The sequence below is a fragment of the Intestinibacter sp. genome, assembly GCF_022780145.1.
In the GTDB taxonomy this organism is placed as follows: domain Bacteria; phylum Bacillota; class Clostridia; order Peptostreptococcales; family Peptostreptococcaceae; genus Intestinibacter.
The window spans coordinates 1-5,910 of the sequence record NZ_JALEXO010000128.1 but is presented as its reverse complement, the minus strand read 5'-3'; the positions used below and the strand labels follow the sequence as shown (position 1 = coordinate 5,910).

At 30.5% G+C, this 5,910-nt stretch carries 7 protein-coding genes and 1 rRNA gene; all 8 read left to right on the top strand.

Annotated features, from left to right (window positions below; all coding sequences use genetic code 11):
* Positions 1 to 459 (top strand): transcription elongation factor GreA (gene greA / locus MR593_RS04850; protein WP_290690324.1); only part of this gene is annotated, 459 nt, incomplete at its 5' end.
* Positions 460 to 474: 15 nt separating this feature from the next.
* A complete protein-coding gene (lysS, locus tag MR593_RS04845; RefSeq protein WP_290690322.1) occupies positions 475 to 1,998 on the top strand; it encodes a lysine--tRNA ligase in 1,524 nt (507 codons plus the stop codon).
* Between the two features lie 227 nt (positions 1,999 to 2,225).
* Positions 2,226 to 2,663: a Fur family transcriptional regulator gene (locus MR593_RS04840; RefSeq protein ID WP_290690320.1), complete on the top strand. Its 438-nt coding sequence runs from the start codon at positions 2,226 to 2,228 to the stop codon at positions 2,661 to 2,663.
* Positions 2,656 to 3,654 (top strand): metal ABC transporter substrate-binding protein, encoded by a 999-nt coding sequence (locus tag MR593_RS04835; protein WP_290690317.1) that lies wholly within the window; start codon positions 2,656 to 2,658, stop codon positions 3,652 to 3,654. The genes MR593_RS04840 and MR593_RS04835 overlap by 8 nt, the downstream gene beginning before the upstream one ends.
* Before the next feature lie 26 nt (positions 3,655 to 3,680).
* Positions 3,681 to 4,388 (top strand): metal ABC transporter ATP-binding protein, encoded by a 708-nt coding sequence (locus MR593_RS04830; RefSeq protein WP_290690315.1) that lies wholly within the window; start codon positions 3,681 to 3,683, stop codon positions 4,386 to 4,388.
* Complete coding sequence (locus tag MR593_RS04825) at positions 4,381 to 5,196, top strand: metal ABC transporter permease (protein ID WP_290690313.1); 816 nt, start codon at positions 4,381 to 4,383, stop codon at positions 5,194 to 5,196. Before MR593_RS04830 ends, MR593_RS04825 begins: the two co-directional genes overlap by 8 nt.
* A 186-nt stretch (positions 5,197 to 5,382) precedes the next feature.
* Positions 5,383 to 5,568 carry a hypothetical protein gene (locus MR593_RS04820; RefSeq protein ID WP_290690310.1) on the top strand — a complete coding sequence of 62 codons (186 nt, stop codon included), beginning with the start codon at positions 5,383 to 5,385 and terminating at the stop codon, positions 5,566 to 5,568.
* 277 nt (positions 5,569 to 5,845) lie between these two features.
* Positions 5,846 to 5,910, top strand: a 16S ribosomal RNA gene (locus MR593_RS04815); the annotation flags it as partial.

Below are 5,910 nucleotides of genomic sequence, written 5' to 3'. Positions count from 1 at the left end.
TTACTTACTCAAGAGGGTTATGACAAGCTTGAACAAGAATTAGAATACTTAAAAACAGTAAAAAGAAAAGAAGTTGCAGAAAGATTAAAAATTGCTATAGGTTTTGGGGACTTATCAGAAAATGCTGAGTATGATGAAGCTAAAAATGAACAAGCAAAATTAGAAGAACAAATAATAAAACTTGAAGAAAAATTAAGAAATGCAGATGTTATAGATGAAAGCCAAATAGATCTTAACATTGTAACTGCAGGTTCAATAGTTAAATTATATGATTATGATTTTGAAGAAGAAGTTGAATATACAATAGTAGGTTCTTCTGAAGCTGATCCATTCGATGGAAAAATATCTAATGAATCACCAGTAGGAAAAGGACTATTAGGTGCTAGAGTAGGTGAAGAATTAGAAATACAAGCACCAGACGGAGTAGTTAAATTCAAAGTTTTAGAAATAAATAGATAGAAGAGGGAGGAACAAATGAGTAAACATCAACAAAAAAACATAGAAACACAAGAAGAACTTAGTGAAGTATTACAAGTAAGAAGAGATAAATTACAAAATCTTATAGATATGGGAAGAAACCCATTTGAACAAACACAATACGATGTAAACGATTATTCAATGAATATAAAGAATAATTTCGAAGCTAAAGAAGGTCAAACTGTAAGAATAGCAGGTCGTATGATGAGCAAAAGAATCCAAGGTAAAGCTGGATTTATAGATGTACAAGATTCTCAAGGTAGAATACAATGCTACGTTAGAAAAGACGCTATAGGTGAAGAAGAATACCCTATCTTCAAGACATATGATATAGGTGATATTATAGGTGTTGAAGGTACTGTATTTAAAACAAAAAGAGAAGAAATATCAGTAAAAGCAACAAGTGTAGTATTATTATCTAAATCATTACAAGTACTACCAGAAAAATTCCATGGATTAAAAGACCCAGACTTAAGATATAGACAAAGATATGTAGACTTAATAGTAAATCCAGAAGTAAAAGAAGCTTTCTTAATAAAAAATAAAGCTGTAAAAGCTATGAAAAATTACTTAGACGAAAGAGGATTCATAGAAGTAGAAACTCCAGTATTAAACACTATAGCTGGTGGAGCTAATGCTAGACCTTTCGTAACTCATCACAATACATTAAATATACCAATGTACTTAAGAATAGCAACAGAATTATACTTAAAGAGACTTATAGTAGGTGGATTCGATAAAGTATATGAATACGGAAGAATATTCAGAAATGAAGGTATGGACGTTAAACATAACCCAGAATTCAACACTATAGAATTATACCAAGCTTATGCAAACTATGAAGATATAATGGAATTAACTGAAAATCTAATAGCTTACATGGCAGAAGAAGCTACAGGAAGCACTAAAGTTACTTACCAAGGTAAAGAAATAGACTTCAAACCACCATGGAAGAGAATGACTATGATAGACTGTGTTAAAGAATACTCAGGCGTAGACTTTAACGAAATAGAAACAGACGAAGAAGCTCTAGCTATAGCTAAAGAAAAAGGTATAGAAATAACTCCAGGAATGAGAAGAGGGGAAGTTATAAGTGCGTTCTTTGAAGAATTTGGTGAAGATAAATTAATCCAACCAACATTCATAACTAAACATCCAGTTGAAATATCTCCACTTGCTAAGAGAAGCAAAGAAGATCCAAGATTAACTGATAGATTCGAAGCTTTCGCAAATGGATGGGAATTAGCTAATGCATTCTCTGAATTAAATGACCCAATCGACCAAAAAGGTAGATTCTTAGATCAATTAAGAAAGAAAGAATTAGGTGACGACGAAGCTTGCGATATGGACGAAGATTTCATAAATGCACTAGAAGTAGGTCTTCCTCCAACAGGTGGATTAGGAATAGGTGTAGATAGAGTTGTTATGTTACTTACTGACTCAGCTTCAATAAGAGACGTAATATTATTCCCAACTATGAAACCAATTGGCGCTGCTAAAAACGCTGAAGAAGAAGAGTAAGATTAAATTAATATAGAGATAAATAAATTATAAAAATACTTGTAATGAAATAGCTTTGTTACAAGTATTTTTTATGGTATATATGGTATATAAGTCAATTATTTAAAAATTTGACACTAAAATAATGAAGGTATATAATAGTTATTTGAAAATGAAACAGAAAACCAGTTTCGTTTTCGAATAACTATTTTTTTATACAAATTTAATCGAAAGTGAGGAGGAGTTAATTGAGCGTTAGTAGTAGAGGAAAATATAAAACTAAGCAAAGGGAATTAATATTTAAATTTTTAGTCGATAATAAAAATAGACATGTAACAGTTGATGAAATAATAGAATATACAAGGAAAGTCGATTCTCCTGTTGGAAAGACGACTGCTTATAGATATATGGATGAATTAGAGCAAAAGGGTATAATACGAAAATATATAATCGAAAAAGGAATTTGTGCATGTTATCAATATATAGATAAGAATCAAGAATGCCAAAATCATTTTCATTTGAAATGTAAGGTTTGTGGCAAGTTATATCATTTGGATTGTAGCTTTTTAAATGACTTAAAAATGCATTTGTGCGAAGATCACGGATTTGAGATAGATAGCTCGAAGACTGTTTTTTATGGAACATGTAAAGAATGTTTAAATAAAATAGGAGGAAAAAATGAATAAGAAAAAAATAGGTATTGTTATATTGATAGTAGCTATATTATTGGGAGTAGGTGCGATTTTTGAAAATGGAATAAAAAATAAACAGGCTACAATAAACCAAGATAATAAGCTACAAATAGTTGTAACTTCATTTCCACAATATGATTTTGCCAGAGCTGTAGCAAAAGATGAAGCAGATATAAGTATGCTTATAAAGCCAGGGGTAGAATCACACTCATATGAGCCTACACCTGAAGATATACAAAAGATAGAGAATTCAGATTTATTTATATATACAGGTGGAGAAAACGATGAATGGGTAGAAGGGATATTAGACTCGTTAGATACTAGTAAGACGAAGATTGTGAAACTAGAGGATTGTGTAACTTTAATAGAAGAGGATGAAACTGTTGGTCTTGAAGGGGTTAGTACTCATTCACACGATGATTATGAGGATTCTGATCACGAACATTCTTCAGAAATTGAATATGACGAGCATGTATGGACATCACCTAAAAATGCAATAAAAATAATAGAGAAGATAGAAAGTGTTTTATGTGAATTGGATGAGGAAAAACAAGAAACATATAAGAAAAATGCAGAGGAATATATATCAGAAATAAACGATATAGATGCGCAAATTAGAAATATAGTTAAGCATGCTAAGAGAAAAACTTTAGTATTTGGAGATAGATTTCCGTTTAAGTATTTTGTAGAAGAATACGGGCTTGATTATAAGGCTGCATTTCCTGGATGTAGCGATGAAATGGAGCCATCAGCAGATACGATTTCATATTTAATTAATTTTATTAAAAAGGAAAACATACCAGTTGTACTACATGTCGAACTAAGCAATGAAAAAGTTGCTAATACTTTAGCAGAGGAGACAAACACAAAAACTATGTGCTTAAATGCTGTTCATAATGTCAGTCAACAGGATTTTGAAAAGAGGGTTACTTATGTTTCTCTGATGAGGGAAAATATAAAAACTCTTAAAGTGGCATTACAGTAATTTTTAATTGGAAAGGAATATTTTAAATGAGTCAAATTGAATGTAAAAATCTTAGTGTAAAATACGAAAATAGAGTAGTATTAGAGGATGTTTCTTTTTCTATAGAAGAAGGCGATTATTTGTGTATAGTCGGCGAAAATGGAGCTGGGAAAAGTACTTTGGTGAAGACTATATTAGGACTTGAAGGTATTAAATCAGGTGAAATTATTTTTGGCGATAATCTAAATAAAAATGAGATAGGATATCTACCTCAACAGACACAGGCACAAAAGGATTTTCCGGCATCTGTGTATGAGGTAGTTTTATCTGGATGCTTGAATTCAAGGGGGATGAATCCATTTTACTCTTCTAAAGATAAAAAATTAGCCAATGAAATGATTAAATCTCTTAATATAGAAAATATAAAGAAAAAATCATTTAGAGAGCTATCTGGAGGACAACAGCAGAGAGTTTTATTAGCTAGAGCTCTTTGTGCTACTAAAAAGATAATAGTACTAGACGAGCCGATAACAGGATTAGATCCGACTGTGACTCGCGAGATGTATAGTTTGATAAAAGAAATAAATAACAATGGAATAACTATTATAATGGTATCGCACGATATAAATTTTGCTATAAACAATGCAAATAAAATACTTCACTTGAAGAAAAAAATTAAATTCTTTGGGTATACACAGGATTATATAGAAAGTGAAGTCGGAAGAAAATTTATAGGAGGTGCCGATATTGATTAGTGTATTGAGTGATATGATGTCTTATACATTTATAGTTAGAGCTATGATAGTAGGTGGATTAGTGGCACTTTGCTCAGCTTTATTAGGTGTGAGTTTAGTTTTAAAAAGATATTCTATGATAGGTGATGGATTATCACATGTAGCATTTGCAGCACTTACAATAGCAGTTGCAATGAATGTAGCGCCTTTGTATATATCTACACCTATAGTAACTGTAGCAGCTATTATCTTGCTTAGATTGAGTGAAAATAGCCAGATTAAAGGAGATTCAGCCATAGCGTTGATATCCACTGTATCTATTGCTATAGGGGTTGTAGTAACTGCTTTGACTAAAGGTATGAATACAGATGTAAATAGCTATATGTTTGGTAGTATTTTGGCTATGTCTGAATCAGATGTATATTTAAGTATAGGTCTATCTATAGTAGTACTTATTTTATTTGTATTTTTCTATAATAAAATATTTGCAGTAACATTTGATGAGTCGTTTTCAAAGGCTACAGGAACAAGAGCAGATATTTATAATATGATAATTGCAGTGTTAACAGCAATAACTATAGTTGTCGGCATGAGAATAATGGGGACTATGCTTATATCTAGCTTAATAATATTTCCAGCATTGATATCTATGAGAATATTTAAGACATTTAGAAGTGTAATAATATGTTCAGCTATAGTGTCAGTAATATGCTTCTTCTTGGGAATGGTATTGTCTTATTTGTATTCAATACCTACAGGGGCAAGTATCGTTCTTATAAATGCCGTTGCACTTATATTATCTTATTTAGTAGGAGAGCTAAAGAATTAATCTAAATTATTATTAAAAACAACACTGAAATATAAAATAACTATATAAAATTCAAAAAATATATTTATAAAATAGAATAAAATGAATCAATATATATTAATATGTGATAATTGGTGAGAATTTTTGTAAAGGAAATAGTAATATCCTTTTAGAATTTAGTAAAGAAAAGTACAGGAGGATATTACTATGTTACAAATTTTAAATTGGTTGTGTTTAATAAGTATATGCTTTTTATCTATACAAGTATTCTGTTATATGTGTAAAAATGTTATAAATATTTTTGAAAGGACTACAAAATCTAAAAAAGTTTCTTCTAACAATACAGTTATAGCAAGTGTTACAGAAGAATTAATAAATAAAATTGCAAAATAATAAAAAAAGTGTTGACGAATTTGTTTTTCGGTGGTATTATATTACTTGTCCTTGAGAGAGAGGGCAAGAGCTTAAGAGGTTGAACGAAATCTCAACAAAAAGCTTAAAAAAGTTCTTGACAAAGAAAAATAAATTTGTTAAACTAAATAAGCTGACTTAAGCAAATGAACTTTGAAAATTAAACAGTAGGTTAAATATAAACTTTAATTCACACGAATTAAAACCAACAAACCAAGCCAGATATTCGATAATGATTAGTCTGAGCAAGATGAAGCTTTATTTTGAGAGTTTGATCCTGGCTCAGGATGAACGCTGGCGGCGTGCCTAACACATGCAAGTTGA

Coding starts and splice junctions, on each gene's coding strand:
- lysS (WP_290690322.1), top strand. CDS start 475: ATGAGTAAACATCAACAAAAAAACATAGAAACACAAGAAGAACTTAGT.
- MR593_RS04835 (WP_290690317.1), top strand. CDS start 2,656: ATGAATAAGAAAAAAATAGGTATTGTTATATTGATAGTAGCTATATTA.
- MR593_RS04830 (WP_290690315.1), top strand. CDS start 3,681: ATGAGTCAAATTGAATGTAAAAATCTTAGTGTAAAATACGAAAATAGA.
- MR593_RS04820 (WP_290690310.1), top strand. CDS start 5,383: ATGTTACAAATTTTAAATTGGTTGTGTTTAATAAGTATATGCTTTTTA.